Origin of the sequence: Leifsonia sp. NPDC102414 (genome assembly GCF_044765685.1) — a bacterium.
Classification (GTDB): domain Bacteria; phylum Actinomycetota; class Actinomycetes; order Actinomycetales; family Microbacteriaceae; genus Leifsonia.
The window spans coordinates 876,695-891,594 of the sequence record NZ_JBIWKN010000001.1 but is presented as its reverse complement, the minus strand read 5'-3'; the positions used below and the strand labels follow the sequence as shown (position 1 = coordinate 891,594).

Here is a 14,900-nt window from a genome sequence, read left to right as displayed (position 1 = left end):
CCACCCGTCACCGGAAGTCGCGCGACATCGTGCGCATCCCGGCGTCCAGCGGTTCGAGGCGGTCGGCGATCACGTTGACCACGCCCTCCTCGCTGCGTTCGAGCATCCCGCGGATCACCATGGCGGGAGCTTCGCGGGCAACGCGGCGGTAGCGGTTCCAGACGCCGACAGGGCAGATCACGTTGATGAGGCCGGTCTCGTCCTCCAGGTTGAGGAACGTGACGCCCGCCGCCGTCGCGGGGCGCTGCCTGTGCGTGACGACGCCGCCGACCTCGATGCGGCGGCCGGACTCCGCCGTCGCCAGGGCGTCGGCCGCGTACACCCCGCGGGCGCGCAACTGCGGGCGGAGGTAGCCGATCGGGTGGTCGTCGGTGGAGATACCGGTGGCCCACAGGTCGCTCGCGAGCTGTTCCGCCGGGCTCAGCATCGGCAGCAGAGGGGGCTGCACGCTGATCGACGTTCCCGCCAGGTACTCCGGCTTCTCCTGTGCGGCGTTACCGGCCTCCCAGATCGCCTGGCGGCGGCTCAGCCCGAAGCTCTCGAACGCACCGGCCGCGGCGAGCGCTTCCAGTTGCGCCACGTTCAGCCCAACCCTCCTGGACAGGTCGCCGAGGCTCAGGTATCGGCCACCGGATGCGCGTTCGGCGACGATGCGCTCCGCCAGCTTCTCGCCGATGGTCGTCACCCCGGCGAGTCCCAGCCGCACCACGTGGCCGGCGTCTCTGCGGTGCAGCGTGTGGTCGAGCGGGACGCTGCGATCGAACGGTGCGATCTCCGGCTGGTCGTGCGCGAGGCACGGGTCGGTTCCGGTCGGCCCTGCCGCTGCCGCATCCATCGGCTCGAGCACGGGGAACACCTGCGAGCGCTCGATGTCCGGCCGCTCCACCACCACGCCGTGCCTGCGGGCGTCGGCGGTGAGCGTGCGCGGTGAGTAGAAGCCCATCGGCTGCGCCCGCAGCAGGGCGGCGAGGAACGCACCTGGATAGTGCAGCTTGAGCCACGAGCTCACGTAGACGAGCAGCGCGAAACTGATCGCGTGGCTCTCCGCGAAGCCGAAGTTCGCGAACGCCTCGATCTTGGCGTAGATGGCGTCCGCGTCGTCGCCGACGATGCCGTTGCCGGCCATCCCCGCGTACAGCTTGTCGCGCAGCGAGCCGATCTTCTCCTGCCCGCGCTTGGAGCCCATCGCCCTGCGCAGCAGGTCGGCGTCCTCCGCCGTGCAGTCGCCGACCGCCACGGCCATCTGCATCAACTGCTCCTGGAACAGCGGCACCCCCATCGTGCGTTCCAGCACGGGCTCCAGCGCAGGATGCAGGTAGGTCACCTCCTCCTGGCCGAGCTTTCTGCGGATGTACGGGTGCACGGCGCCGCCCTGGATGGGGCCTGGCCGGATGAGCGCGATCTCGATCACCAGGTCGTAGAACGTGCGCGGCTGCAGGCGGGGCAGTGTGCCGATCTGCGCGCGGCTCTCCACCTGGAACACGCCGATCGAGTCGGCGACGCAGAGCATGTCGTACACGCCCTGCTCCTCCTTCGGGATGCTGTCGAGCGTCCACTGCTCACCGAGCGACTCCGCGATGGTCTTCATGGCGTAGTCGATGGCGCTCAGCATCCCGAGCCCCAGCAGGTCGAACTTGACCAGGCCCATCCAAGCGCAGTCGTCCTTGTCCCACTGCAGCACGGTGCGGTTCTCCATGCGGGCGTGCTCGATCGGGCAGACCTCGCCGACGGGGCGGTCGGTGAGCACCATGCCGCCGGAGTGGATGCCCAGGTGCCTCGGGAACTTCAGCACCTGCGTCGCCAGGTCGACCACCGCATCCGGGATGTCGTGGTCGGCCGTCGGCTGGATGGAGCCCCAGGAGTCGATCTGCTTCGACCAGCCGTCCTGCTGGCCGGTGGAGTACCCGAGCGCCTTCGCCATGTCGCGCACGGCGTTCTTCGGCCGGTAGGTGATGACGTTCGCCACCTGGGCGGCGTTGTGCCTGCCGTACTTCCGGTAGACGTACTGGATGACCTCCTCGCGCCGGTCGGAGTCGAAGTCGACGTCGATGTCCGGCTCCTCCTCCCGCATGCTCGACAGGAACCGCTCGAACGGCAGGGCGTACTTGATCGAGTCGACCGCGGTGATCCCGAGCAGGTAGCAGACGGCGGAGTTCGCGGCGGACCCCCTGCCCTGGCAGAGGATGCCCTGGCTGCGGGCGTACCGCACGATGTCGTAGACGATGAGGAAGTAGCCGGGGAAGTCCTTCGCCTCGATCACGTCCAGCTCGCGGGCGATGCGCTCCCGTTTGGCCTGGTTGCTCGCGAGATCGGGATAGCGCTCCTCCGCGCCGCACCAGGTGAGCTCGCGCAGCCAGCTCATCGGCGTGTGCCCGTCCGGCACCTCCTGCTTCGGCAGTTTGGGGCGGGCGCTGCGCAGCCGGAACTCGAGGTCGTCCGCGACCTCGACGGTGCGCTCCACCGCGCCGGGATACCGGGCGAACCTGGCCGCCATCTCCCTGCCGCTGCGCAGGTGGGCGGCATCGGAGGCCGGCAGCCAGCCGTCCATCTCGTCGAGGCTTCTGCGGGCGCGCACCGCGGAGAGCGCTGACGCGAGCGGGTACTGGGCGGGCGATGCGTAGTGCACGTTGTTGGTGGCGACCACGGGCATCCCGAGCCTGGCGGCGATGCGGGCGAGCGCGTCGTTGTCCGTGGTGTCGCGGGGGTTGCCGTGGTCGATCAGCTCGACCAGGACGTTGTCGCGGCCGAACAGCTCGCCGAGCCGAGCGACCTCCCGCTCCGCCGCCCGCTCGCCGTCGGAGGCGAGGGCGAGCCGCACGTCGCCCTTGCGGCAGCCGGTGAGCACCATCCACTCTCCGGATGCGCGTGCCGCCAGCCCCTCGATGTCGTAGACCGGCCGTCCCTTCTCCTCACCGGCGAGCTGGCCGTCCGTGATGGCGGCGGCGAGCCGGTGGTAGCCATCCTGCCGCCTGGCGAGCACGACGAGATGACTGCCCTCCGGGTCGGCCTCGCCGTTCTGCGGACGACTCAGCTCCAGCGACAGCTCTGCGCCGAACACGGTCTTGACGCGCTCGTACGCCTCGGCGGCCTCGGCCAGGTGCACGACGCCGTACAGGCCGTCGTGGTCGGTGACGGCGAGGCCGTGCAGGCGCAGCCTGGTGGCCTCCTCCAGTAGTTCCTCCGGCGAGCTGGCGCCGTCGAGGAAGCTGAAATTGGTGTGCGCGTGCAGCTCCGCGTACGGGACGTGGCCGCCGTCCTGCTCCTCCGCCGCCTCCTGGATCGGGGCGGGGACGTACGCGGGGCGCTTGCGCGACGACGGCCGCTCGTCGGCCTGCTCGCTGGTGCGCCTGCCGGAGAGCCGCCGCTCGAACTCCGACCACGGGATGGGCGGGTTGTTCCAGCCCATCAGTCGTATCTCGCTTCCGCCAGCCAGGCGCCGTCCGCCAGCACCAGCAGCCAGGCGTTGCCGTCGGCGTCGACCACCTGGAACCGGTGCGCGGTGCGCGCGGCCGCCGCATCCCACCAGCGCTCCCGCACCGGCCACGGGCCTGCCCAGGAGTCGATGGGGCGCGCATCCCGTGCGGCACCGGTCGACGAGTACAGGGCGATCGGCGCCGTCACCACCCCGCGTCCCGTCACCCCGACAGGCTCGCCGTCGCCGCCCAGCACGGCCACAGCGCGCGGAGACTCGAACACCGTCGACGGTGCGGGCGCAGGCAGGCTGCCAGGCCACGGCTGGTCTGCGCGCGCCACCCCCACCGCCCTGTCGCCCCACGGCACGAGCACCTGCCGTTCGGCCAGTCCCCGTCCTCCGCCGATGGTGGCCGTGAGCACGGCGTCGTGCCCCAGGATGCTCTGCACCCGCGACAGCCCGTGATGGATGCGCTCGTCGGCCCCGCCGCCCCACAGCCCCTCCTCGTGGTGCCCGATGTCGTCCACCGCCTCCGGCTCCACCAGCACGCGCGCGATCGGCGAGCCCAGCCCGCTCTCGATGCTGCCTGAGCCCTGCAACTGCCAGCGCACCCTGTCCACCACGTCCGCCGCGGAGAACAGGCGAGGGTGTAACCAGGTCCGCTCGCTCACCCGGCCGGACTCGTCCGTCACCTCGATCCGCAGCGCTGTGCACACCAGCCCTGCCTTGGTCAGCCCGCCGATGAACGTCTCCGCCGTGCCGCGGAACGCGAACGTCACCTGATCCACCCTGTCCAGCGGCGGCTCGAACTCGATCGCCCTCTCCAACTGCTTCGGCGGCGTGCGCGGCACCACCGCCGTGCTGTCGAGGCCGCTCGCGATGGTGTGGCACCAGGCGCCGCGCTCCCCGAACCGCTCCCGCACATCCGTCGCCCCGAGGGCGGCCAGGTGGCCGAGGGTGTGGATGCCGAGCCTCCTGAACAGCGGCGTCAGCTCGTCCTGCCCGAGCTGCGCGATCGGCAACGGCGAGAGGAAGGCGGGGGAGTCGCCGGCCGGGATCACTCTGATCCGCTCCGCCCCGGTCGTGCGGGCGGCCTGCTCTGCGGCGAACGGCCCGTCGGCGATGCCGACCCGCGCATCCGGGATGCCCAGCCCCTCCAGGCAGCGCAGCAGCTCGGCGGCCGCCTGCTCCTCTCCGCCGTAGTAGCGGGCTGGACCGCGGGCGCGCAGCACGCAGGTGCCTGGACGTACCGGCTGGACGCCGGGGGTGATCTCCTCGATCGCCGCGAGCACAGGGTCGAAGGCACGCGCATCCAGCACGGGGTCGTACGGCAGCACCTGCAGCTGGGTGCACCTGGACTGGGCCTCCCGGATGCGCAGTCCCCGCTTCACGCCATCGGCGCGGGCGGAGGAGGAGCAGGCGAACACGAGGTTGCGGTCGACGAGCGCCAGCGGGGTGTCCGCAGGCAGGTCGCCGGCGTGCAGAGCGGCGGTCACCGGCCAGTCCGGGCACCACACCACGATCGCGCGGGTGACGGCCGGCATGTCAGCTCACCGCCTCCAGGCGGGTGGTGCCCGCTGCTGCTCGGAAGCTCTCGTCGAGTCCGGGCAGCCAGAGCTCAGCGCGGCGGCGCTGGCCGGTGCCGCCGCGCGGAGCGGATTCGACGGTCACCCTGCGCGACGACAGGTAGCCCGTTCCTCCGCCGAGCCCGTCCCAGCCGCTGCGGGAGACCGTGAGCGTCGCCTCGACCTGCGGCCAGTCGCCCACCACGATCAGGGTGGCCTCGCGCTGCCGCAGCCGGGCGGAGAGCCTGGCGATGTCACCGTCGCGGGCGCGGCTGGTGGGGGAGACGACGACTACGCTCAGCACATCCACCACCGCTGCCGTGACGGTCAGCCACTGGTCGCCTGGGTGCGGGACGAGCACCAGCCGGTCGAGGTCGACTCCGAACCGGCCTGCCGCCTCTGCGCCGAAGTCGGGCATCCCGACCACCCCGCACCAGGCTCCTGCGGCGCTGGGGCCGGCCAGCATGGCCATGACGAGCGTCGTCGACCCGCGGACCGCGTACGCAGCTCCCGCCTTCAGCGCACCGCCAGGCAGCAGAGGGGCGAGTGCCGGATGCGTCTCCAGCCGCCTGCTCTCCAGCGTGGTGGCCTGCATCTGCCGGATGCGCGACTGCAGCTCGTGCACCTGCGCCCGGTCGACGACCGGTTCGGCGATGGCGGCTGCTGAGGATTGCATACCAACATTTTCGAACATATGTTCGACGATGGCAAATGCATTTTCGCGCACATCGGCGTGTCATCGGCGTGTCAGCCGCAGCGGCGGCAGGGTGTCGTGCAGCCGTCCGGAAAACGAAAAAACGGGGCCGCGCCGAAGCGCGACCCCGTTGGAAGCTCAGGTCAGAGCGGGCGGATGTTCTCCGCCTGCAGGCCCTTGGGGCCCTGCGTCACCTCGAACTCGACCTTCTGGTTCTCCTCGAGCGAGCGGTAGCCGCTCGAAGCGATTGCAGAGTAGTGAGCGAACACGTCAGCGCCGCCGTCGTCGGGCGCGATGAAGCCGAAGCCCTTTTCCGCGTTGAACCATTTGACCGTACCAGTAGCCATATCTCCTCCAGGAGCGATATTCCTCGACCCCGACTGTCGGGGCCTCGTCGCGTGTTCTCCTGCTCCTGTAAAGCTGGCAACGCTCCGGGTTTGGGACGCACCTATCCAACACATGCAAAACACACGACTGGGGTTAGCCTAGCCGCCAACCCGCGAAAAACACACCAGTGACGCCGAATCAACCTCACGGTTCGGTGACGAAGTCGATCAGCTGCTCGACTCTGCCGAGCAGCTCCGGCTCAAGATCGGCGAACGATCGCACCGTTCCGAGGATGCGCTTCCAGGCGCGTGCGGTGTCTGCCTGCGTCTCGTGGGGGAGTCCGAGCGCGGCGCAGATCCCCTTCTTCCACTCGATCGAGCGCGGGATGCTCGGCCACGCCTCGAGCCCGACCCTCGCCGGTTTCACGGCCTGCCAGACGTCGATGTACGGGTGCCCGACCACCAGGACGTGCGCTCCGTACGGTCCGCGCTTGACCGCGTCGGCGATCCTGCTCTCCTTGGAGCCAGGCACGAGGTGGTCGACCAGAACGCCGATGCGGCGGGAGCGATCCGGCGCGAACTCGCGGACGATCGCATCCAGATCGTCGACGCCCTCCAGGTATTCGACCACGACGCCTTCGACCCGCAGGTCGTCGCCCCAGACCTTCTCGACCAGCTCGGCGTCGTGCCGTCCCTCGACGAAGATGCGGCTGGCGCGAGCGATCCTGGCTTTCTGATCGTCGACCGCGAACGAACCGGACGCCGTCCTCGCCCGTCCGCCTCCGTCTTTCTTGGCGTGCACCAGCGCGACGGGCTCTCCGTCGATCAGAAACGATCCGGTGATCGGGAAGACGCGTTTCTTGCCGAAATAGTCCTCCAGCTCGACGAACTGGCCCTCGAGACGGGTGACGGCGCCGCAGAAGCCGCTCGCCGCATCCTCGACCACAAGGTCGCGCACGGCTTCGACCTGGGGGACGGTCTTGCGTCCTGCGTTCTTCCAGTCGCTCGCCAGCACATCGGTTCCATAGCGGTCGTCGTTCACCCGGCGAGACTAAGCGGTGAGGGGGCGGTGGGAGGGGAGGCACGCCATCAGTCGAAGATCCTCACCAGGTGCCAGCTGCGGCTGGCGTCGTCGTGGCGCACGTCGAACACGTGCGCGCATCCCGTCTCGTCCGTGGCCTGGAAGCGCCAGCCGCCGATCTCCCTGGGCAGGCTGCCGACGCCGTAGCGGTGCTCGCCGAACGGACGCCACCAGGCGCACACCTCAGCCCAGACCGTCGGCGTGTCGGTGACGCGGTACCTGGTCGCCCGCCACACCAGCCTGGTCGGGATGCCATCGTCCGTCGTCCAGACCGCGACGGCCTCGCCGATGTCGGTCATCTCTCTCACCTCCCTGCTCGAACGTATGTTCGATTAACGAGTGTAAGACCATCGACCGACGAACGCACCTGCGCCATACTGGCTGCATGACCGACCTGACCGACCCTTCCGGCGCATCCCTTCGGCTCAGCAACGACGAGCGCGAACGCGCCATCTCCGCGATCCAGGCGCACGCTGCGCAGGGGCGACTGAGCGAGGCAGAGGTGCAGTCGCGCGTGCAGTCTGCGCGGGCGGCTGTGACCCGCGGCGACCTCGCCCCGCTGTTCGCAGACCTGCCGGGTGGTGTAGACCTCGACGGCCCTGGAGCGGGCGCGGGCGCAGGGGCGGGCGGGGGAGCAGGGGCGGCGTATGCGGCGCCGGCCGCCGCTGCCCAGCCGGCGCGCGACCCGTACGCGACGCCCTCCGAGCCGTACTCCCGGCCGGCCAACCGCCGCTGGGGGCTCGCCATCGTGTCGGTGGCGCCGTTCGTCGCCCTCATCCTCTTCTTCGTGACCAGTACGGTGTGGGGCTATGCGTACAGCTGGCTCTGGTTCCTGCTCGTCCCGATCACCGGCGCCATCGTCTACGGCGCGGACGGCGGTCGCGACCGGGATCGCCGCTGACGCAAGCCGGCCCGGCCCTGACCGGCGCTAGCCGATGGTGGCGCCGAACAGCAGACCGAGCAGGTAGGTCGCTGCCGCTGCGCCGTAGCCGATCGCGAGCTGCCGCAGCGCCCGCTTGAGCGGCGAAGCGCCGGACAGCAGCCCGACGATCGCGCCCGTCCCGAGCAGGACGATGCCGACCAGCACGGAGGCGACGATCACGGCCGTCGTCCCCTGCAGCCCGAACAGGTACGGCAGGATCGGGATGAGCGCGCCGGAGGCGAAGAAGCAGAAGCTCGACACCGCGGCGTTCCAGCCCTTGCCGACCGCTTCGTGCTCGTCGACGACCTCGCCGACCACCGGGATGGGGGCCGTCTCCACCGCGTGCGCGTGGAGGCGAGCCAGCACCGTGTCTGCGTGCGCCTTCGCCTCGTCGGGGGCCATCCCGCGCGCCCGGTAGACCAGGGTGAGCTCGTTGGCGTCGACATCGAGGTTCGGGAGCGCTGAACTGGTCTCCGGGTTGGGGCTGGATGCCTGCAGCAATTCGCGCTGCGAGCGCACGGACACGTACTCGCCTGCGCCCATCGACAGCGCCCCTGCGAGCAGGCCGGAGATGCCGGTCAGCAGCACGACGTGGTTCGCGACGCCGCTCGCGCTGATGCCGAGCACGAGCGCGAGGTTGCTGACGAGTCCGTCGTTCGCCCCGAACACCGCTGCGCGGAAGGTGCCGGACAGCCGCTGCCTGCCTCGCGCCGCGAGTGCGCGAACGACCTCCTCGTGGATCTGCTCGTCCGCTGCCATCTGGGGCGTCGCATCCGCATCGTCGCTGTAGGGGGAGCGCGCCTCTGCGCGCTGCGCGAGCGCGAGGACGAACACGGAGCCGAAGCGCCTGGCGAGGAAGCCGAGCACGCGGGTGCGGATGTCACCGCGCAGCGGGCGGCCGACGTCGTCGCCGAGGAGGGTGAGCCAGTGCTGCTCGTGCCGGCCTTCCGCGTCGGCGAGGGCGAGCAGGATCTCGCGCTCCTCGCCCGTGCGGCGGCCGGCGAGGTCGCGGTAGACGGCGGCCTCAGCGCGCTCGTCCGCGAGGTAGCGGCGCCAGCGCCGGATGTCGGCCTGGCTCGGCTCGCGCGGCGGGGAGGCGGGGGAAGGGGCAGTCGTCATAACGATTCGACAGTCTATGTGACGGGCTGTCCGGAGGCGCCGGTGGTGCTGGCTGTGCCGGAGGTGCCGGCTGCGCCGGAGGTGGCGGCTGCGCCGGAGGTGGCGGCTGCGCCGCTCGCGCCGGCGAACCGCTCGCCCCACACCCTGGCCAGCTCCGCGACCTCCGCCGGAGCGAGGATCTCGAACCGTGCATCCACCGCTGCCAGCCCGAACAGCGCCCACTCCGCGCTGTCCGCCGCCATCCGGATGCGCGTGGTCGCCGCATCCACCGCCTCGGTCGTCGCCCACCGGCCGATCCTGCTTTCGACCAGCTCGACGGGCGCGTGCACGATCGCTTCGATGGCGAGCGTCTCCGCCGAGGCGCCCAGCGACGCGGTGACGAAGGCAGCAGCGTCCTCCGCCGGGAGCTCGCGCGGGCGGAACCGCTGGCCGGTCGGATGCGGTTCTGCGAGCCGGTCGAGCCGGAAGCTGCGCCAGTCGAACCGGCCGAGGTCGTATGCGACCAGGTACCAGCGGCGCTCGACCGACACCAGCCGGTGCGGTTCGACGCTGCGCTCGGTGCGCTCGCCGTCCCGCGCGGTGTACACGAAGCCGATACGTTCCTCGTCGCGGCAGGCCTGCGCGATCACGGTGAGCACTTCGGCATCGACCGTCGGGCCCTGGCGGATGGCGCCGGCGACGGTGGCGGAGCGGAGCGCATCCACGCGGCGGCGCAGCCTCGACGGCATGACCTGGACGACCTTGGCGAGGGCGCGCACCGAGGCGTCCTCGATTCCTGCGATGCCGGACTGCGCGGCCGTGCGGAGGCCGACGGCGAGGGCGACTGCCTCCTCGTCGTCGACGACGAGCGGCGGGAGCGAGGCGCCTGCGGCGAGCTGGTACCCGCCGTCGACCCCGCGGCTCGCATCCACCGGGTAGCCGAGCTCGCGCAGCCGGTCCACGTCGCGGCGCAGCGTGCGCACGGACACCTCCAGCCGCTCTGCGAGTTCCGGCCCCGGCCAGTAGCGGTGTGTCTGCAGGAGCGCAAGCAGTTGCAGCGTCCGCGATCCCGTCGTGCTCATGCCCCCATCCTCCTCCGATTCCGGCCACTTCCCGTCCCCAATCCCGGCCCCCTGATCGTCGAGCCGGGACGTGTGCACGCCCGATCCCGGCGTGTCGCGTGCATTAATCCCGGCTCGATGATCAGGGGGCGGGGGAGAGGAGAAGGGGAGCGGCGCCGGGGCGGGAGAGGGTGAGGATGGCCTCCGCGACGTGCGGGTCGGCCTCGAGGGCGCCGCCGATCGCCACGAGGTCGGCGGCGACGTCGGACTCGCGGTCGTTGCCGACCAGATCGACCGCCGCCACCACGTAGATCCGCTCCGGGCCGACGAACTCCAGGTGCAGGTACGTGACCGTCTCGACCTCCGGATGCGCGAGCAGAGCGGACAGCACCGCCTGCGTCACGCGCTCCGGCGCCTGCTCGCCGAGGAGGAATCGCCTGTTCCTGTCGATCAGCACCAGCGCTACCACCGCCAGCAGCACGCCGACCAGGATCGAGCCGATCGCGTCGTACACCGCGTTGCCGGTCAGCTCGTGCAGCAGCAGGCCGAGGAAGGCGATCACCAGGCCGATCAGGGCAGCGGAGTCCTCGAAGAAGACCGCGCGCAGCGTCGGGTTCGACGTATTGAACACGTGCGCCAGCGTTCCGGTGCCTCGCTCGTCCGCACCGCGCCTGGCCTGCCGGTACGACTGGATGAACGAGAAACCCTCGAAGACGAACGAGACGGCGAGCACGAGGTAGGCGATCCCGTAGTCGGCGCCCTTCTCCTCGTTTCCCAGTTCGGACACGCCGTGCGTGATCGACACCACCGCGCCAGCGGTGAACAGCCCCACCGCCGCGAACAGCGACCACACGTACGCTTCGCGCCCGTACCCGCCGGGATGCGCGGCGTCGCGCGGGCGCACAGAGGAGCGTTCGGCCTGCAGCAGGAAGATCTCGTTGCCCGCATCCGCCCAGGAGTGCGCGGCTTCTGCCACCATCGACGCCGACCCGGTGAGCACCGCAGCGATGGTCTTCGCCACGGCGACGACCACATTCGCGCCGAACGCGATGACGACGGTGAGGAGGCTCGACGATTTCGGGGTGTCAGGCATAGCCGCAACAGTAAACCGCCCCGAGGAATCGCGGAGCCGCAAACGACGAAACCCCGGTCTTTCGACCGGGGTTTCATTCTGTGTCCGAGGGGGGACTTGAACCCCCACGCCCTATACGGGCACTAGCACCTCAAGCTAGCGCGTCTGCCATTTCCGCCACCCGGACAGGTGTTTCATTCCAGCGACCGAACCGGCCGCCGAAGAAAGACATTAGCACGAAAACACCTGCGGCTTTGACTCGGCCGAGCATCCCGGGCGTGGCGCGTTCGCTGCGTTGGCACCGTCCCGTCTCGCCGGTAGCGTTGAGCGCATGACGGATGCCTTGAGCGACGAGCAGCTGGACGAAACGGCGGTCATCGCCCGCGATCTGATCCGCTTCGACACCACCAACTTCGGTGAGGGGAAGTCGAACGGAGAGGCCGACGCGGCGGAGTATGTCGAGGCGCGCCTGCGGGCGATGGGCCTCGAACCGCGGATGTTCGACTCCGACCCCGGCCGCACCAGCGTCGTCGCTCGTGTTCCCGGCCGGAACGCCGCCAAGCCGGCACTCGTCGTGCACGGCCACCTGGACGTCGTCCCAGCCGACCCGCGCAACTGGACCGTCGACCCGTTCGGCGGCGTCATCAAGGACGGCCTGCTCTGGGGTCGCGGCGCCGTCGACATGAAGAACATGGATGCGATGATCCTCACCGCGGTCGGCGACCTGCTGGCGGCGGGGGAGCAGCCGGAGCGTGACCTCGTCGTCGCGTTCTTCGCCGACGAGGAGGACGGCGGCCGCCGCGGCTCGCACTTCCTGGTCGACAACCATCCAGAGCTGTTCGCCGGCGCCACTGAGGCGATCAGCGAGGTCGGCGGATACTCGATCGACCTCGACGGCCAGCGCGCATACCTGATGCAGACGGGCGAGAAGTCGCTCGTCTGGATCAAGCTGATAGCCCGCGGCCGCGCTGCACACGGCTCCCGGCTGGTGCGGGAGAACGCGATCACCAGACTCGCCGAGGCTGTCGTGGCGATCGGCCGCCGCGAGTGGCCGATCCAGCTCACCGACACCACCACGCAGCTCCTCGCGGAGGTCTCGCGCATCCTGGACATCGATCCGGAGCAGGTCGGTCCTGACGAGGTCGTGCTGCGCACGGGGACGGCGGCCGGCTTCATCCTGGCCACGCTGCGCACCACCACCAACCCGACGCTTCTGGACGCCGGGTACAAGCACAACGTCATTCCGGATACCGCGGAAGCGCTCATCGACATCCGCACGCTGCCCGGCGAGGAGGACGCCGTGCTCGCGCAGGTGCAGGAGATCGTCGGCGACGACATCGAGATCAGGATCATGCACCGCGACGTCGGCCTGGAGGTGGCGTTCGGCGGCCCGCTGATCGACGCTATCGTCTCCACCATCGGCGAGCACGACCCTGGCGCGCCCGTGCTGCCCTATCTGCTCTCCGGCGGCACGGACAACAAGGCGCTCAGCAAGCTCGGCATCACCGGCTACGGCTTCGCGCCGCTCCAGCTTCCGAAGGAGCTGGACTTCCCCGGGATGTTCCACGGCGTCGACGAGCGCGTTCCGCTCGACGCGCTAGTGTTTGGCAGGTCCGTCCTGCGCGACCTCCTCCGCAGCTACTGACCTTCGCGGCCTCCGCCGCAGCCAGCCGTTCAGCATCACTTCCGAAAGCACCGCATGGAATTCATCAACGCCCTCATCCTGGGTCTCGTCCAGGGGCTCACCGAGTTCCTCCCGATCTCGTCGAGCGCGCACATCCGCATCGTCGGGGAGCTGCTCGGCACGGGAGGCGACCCCGGGGCTCGGTTCACCGCGATCATCCAGCTCGGCACAGAGGCCGCCGTGCTGCTGTACTTCTGGAAGGACATCGTCCGGATCGTCGGGCAGTGGTTCCGTTCGCTGTTCGGCAAGGTTCCCCGCAACGATCCGGATGCGCGGATGGGCTGGCTGGTCATCATCGGCAGCGTGCCGATCGTCGTCCTCGGCTTGTTCTTCCAGGACGCGATCGAGACCACCTTCCGCTCGCTCTGGATCGTCGCGGCGACGCTGATCGTGTTCGGCATCCTGCTCGGCGTGGCCGACTACGTCGGCAGCAAGACCAGGAGGCTCAAGGAGCTCACCTGGGGCCACGGCATCATCTTCGGCCTGGCCCAGGCGCTCGCGCTCATCCCCGGCGTCTCGCGTTCCGGCGGCACCATCACGGCCGGACTGTTCATGGGCTACCAGCGCAGGGCAGCGGCGCGGTACTCGTTCCTGCTCGCGCTCCCCGCCGTGTTCGGCAGCGGCTTCTACCAGCTGTACAAGTCGATCAAGGAGCCGTGCACGCAGGCTCTCGCCGCGGCCAACACCTGCACCGTCGAGGTCTTCGGCCCGCTGGAGACCGCGGCGGCGACCGTCGTCGCGTTCGTGGTCGGGCTCGTCGTGATCGCCTTCTTCATGGGCTACATCTCGCGTCGCAGCTTCCTGCCGTTCGTGATCTACCGCATCGCCCTCGGAGCGCTCCTCATCGTCCTGCTCTCCACCGGGGTGCTCGCCGCCTAAAGAATCGAGTCCGAACTTGTTCAGCCGACACGCCGGGCGTGGAGCTGAACAAATCCGGACTCGATGGTGTGGGTGAGGGAGCCGGCAGGGTCAGGACCGCCAGGGCTCGTCAGGAGCGCCAGGGCTCATCTGGGCGGCCGCCGGCCTGGCCGTCTCTGCCGTCTCCGCGGCGGCGGAGGTAGCGCTCGAACTCCTGCGCGATCGCCTCGCCGCTCGCCTCGGGGGAGTCGACGGTGTCGCGCGCCTGCTCGAGCTGCTCGATGTACGCGGCCATCTCGTCGTCGTCTGCGGCGAGCGCGTCGATCCCCGCCTCCCAGGCGGCGGCCTCGTCGACCAGTGTCCCGCGCGGAATGGTCACATCCACCAGCTCTTCCAGCTTGTCGATGAGCGCGAGCATCGCCTTCGGGCTCGGAGCGTTGTGCACGTAGTGCGGGACGGACGCCCAGATCGTGACGGTCGGGATACCGACGCCCTCCGCGCCCTCCGCGATGGCGCTCAGGATGCCGACGGGGCCCTCGTAGGTGGAGCGCTCGATCGACAGCTCGGCGCGCACAGCCGCGTTCTCGCTCGACGCGAAGATGGAGATCGGCCTGGTGTGCGGAACGTCGGCGAGCATCGCGCCGAGGAAGACGATCACGCCGATGTCGGCGGCGAGTGCCGCATCCAGGATCTCGGCCGTGAAGCTCTTCCAGCTGCGGGACGGCTCCGTGCCGAGCAGCAGGTAGATGTTGCCGACGTTGTCGCCACTGACCCGCACAGCGTCTCCGGCGAGGTCGCCCGCCAGATCCTCCGCTGCAGCGCCGGGGTTCGCAGGGCCGTACATCACCGCGGACGGCCAGATGAGGTGGCGGTGCCCGTCGTCGTCCGCGACCACCGGCCGGTTGAACTGGAAGTCGAAGTACAGCTCGGGGTCGACCTCGGAGACGGGCACGACGTCGAGAACGTCCTTGAGGGTCTTGACGGCGCCGCTCGCTGCCTCGCCTGCGTCGTTCCAGCCCTCGAAGGCGACGACCAGGATGCGGCCGCCGAGGAAGTCGTTTCCGTCAGTCACAGTGGATGTACCTCTGTCCTCTCCAGACGACCGTGCGGACGCCATCCATCCAGGA

Annotated in this window: 13 protein-coding genes and 1 tRNA gene; 3 read left to right on the top strand and 11 right to left on the bottom strand. The window is 70.0% G+C overall.

Annotated elements, in window-relative coordinates; all coding sequences use genetic code 11:
• Positions 1-7: 7 nt before the first annotated feature.
• The 6 genes from ACIRCZ_RS04275 to ACIRCZ_RS04250 form a co-directional block, all read right to left on the bottom strand.
• Positions 8-3,406, bottom strand: coding sequence for an error-prone DNA polymerase (locus tag ACIRCZ_RS04275; protein ID WP_402849985.1), 3,399 nt, complete (start codon positions 3,404-3,406; stop codon positions 8-10).
• Positions 3,406-4,956, bottom strand: coding sequence for a DNA polymerase Y family protein (locus ACIRCZ_RS04270; RefSeq protein ID WP_402849982.1), 1,551 nt, complete (start codon positions 4,954-4,956; stop codon positions 3,406-3,408). The genes ACIRCZ_RS04275 and ACIRCZ_RS04270 overlap by 1 nt, the downstream gene beginning before the upstream one ends.
• A 1-nt stretch (position 4,957) precedes the next feature.
• Complete coding sequence (locus tag ACIRCZ_RS04265) at positions 4,958-5,653, bottom strand: hypothetical protein (RefSeq protein ID WP_055893910.1); 696 nt, start codon at positions 5,651-5,653, stop codon at positions 4,958-4,960.
• A gap of 161 nt (positions 5,654-5,814) precedes the next feature.
• Positions 5,815-6,018, bottom strand: a complete 204-nt coding sequence (locus tag ACIRCZ_RS04260) for a cold-shock protein (protein WP_055893908.1) — start codon at positions 6,016-6,018, stop codon at positions 5,815-5,817.
• Between the two features lie 184 nt (positions 6,019-6,202).
• A complete protein-coding gene (locus ACIRCZ_RS04255) occupies positions 6,203-7,039 on the bottom strand; it encodes a DUF3097 domain-containing protein (protein WP_402849977.1) in 837 nt (278 codons plus the stop codon).
• Positions 7,040-7,086: 47 nt separating this feature from the next.
• Positions 7,087-7,377 (bottom strand): DUF6504 family protein, encoded by a 291-nt coding sequence (locus tag ACIRCZ_RS04250; protein WP_055893905.1) that lies wholly within the window; start codon positions 7,375-7,377, stop codon positions 7,087-7,089.
• A gap of 86 nt (positions 7,378-7,463) precedes the next feature.
• Between ACIRCZ_RS04250 and ACIRCZ_RS04245 the strand changes: the two genes are divergently transcribed.
• Positions 7,464-7,979 (top strand): DUF1707 domain-containing protein, encoded by a 516-nt coding sequence (locus ACIRCZ_RS04245; protein ID WP_402849973.1) that lies wholly within the window; start codon positions 7,464-7,466, stop codon positions 7,977-7,979.
• A gap of 27 nt (positions 7,980-8,006) precedes the next feature.
• Here the strand turns inward: ACIRCZ_RS04245 and ACIRCZ_RS04240 are convergent, their stop codons facing one another.
• The 4 genes from ACIRCZ_RS04240 to ACIRCZ_RS04225 form a co-directional block, all read right to left on the bottom strand.
• Positions 8,007-9,119, bottom strand: a complete 1,113-nt coding sequence (locus tag ACIRCZ_RS04240; protein ID WP_402849970.1) for a VIT1/CCC1 transporter family protein — start codon at positions 9,117-9,119, stop codon at positions 8,007-8,009.
• 14 nt (positions 9,120-9,133) lie between these two features.
• Complete coding sequence (locus ACIRCZ_RS04235; RefSeq protein ID WP_402849967.1) at positions 9,134-10,180, bottom strand: helix-turn-helix transcriptional regulator; 1,047 nt, start codon at positions 10,178-10,180, stop codon at positions 9,134-9,136.
• Between the two features lie 121 nt (positions 10,181-10,301).
• A complete protein-coding gene (locus ACIRCZ_RS04230; RefSeq protein WP_055893897.1) occupies positions 10,302-11,252 on the bottom strand; it encodes a cation diffusion facilitator family transporter in 951 nt (316 codons plus the stop codon).
• 81 nt (positions 11,253-11,333) lie between these two features.
• A tRNA-Leu gene (locus tag ACIRCZ_RS04225) sits at positions 11,334-11,418 on the bottom strand.
• A 144-nt stretch (positions 11,419-11,562) separates the two neighbouring features.
• Between ACIRCZ_RS04225 and ACIRCZ_RS04220 the strand changes: the two genes are divergently transcribed.
• A complete protein-coding gene (locus tag ACIRCZ_RS04220) occupies positions 11,563-12,876 on the top strand; it encodes a M20/M25/M40 family metallo-hydrolase (RefSeq protein WP_402849964.1) in 1,314 nt (437 codons plus the stop codon).
• 54 nt (positions 12,877-12,930) lie between these two features.
• Positions 12,931-13,794, top strand: coding sequence for an undecaprenyl-diphosphate phosphatase (locus ACIRCZ_RS04215; RefSeq protein ID WP_055893893.1), 864 nt, complete (start codon positions 12,931-12,933; stop codon positions 13,792-13,794).
• Between the two features lie 109 nt (positions 13,795-13,903).
• On the opposite strand, the gene ACIRCZ_RS04210 is transcribed toward ACIRCZ_RS04215, so the two are convergent.
• Positions 13,904-14,845, bottom strand: a complete 942-nt coding sequence (locus ACIRCZ_RS04210; RefSeq protein ID WP_055893892.1) for a proteasome assembly chaperone family protein — start codon at positions 14,843-14,845, stop codon at positions 13,904-13,906.
• Between the last annotated feature and the right edge of the window lie 55 nt (positions 14,846-14,900).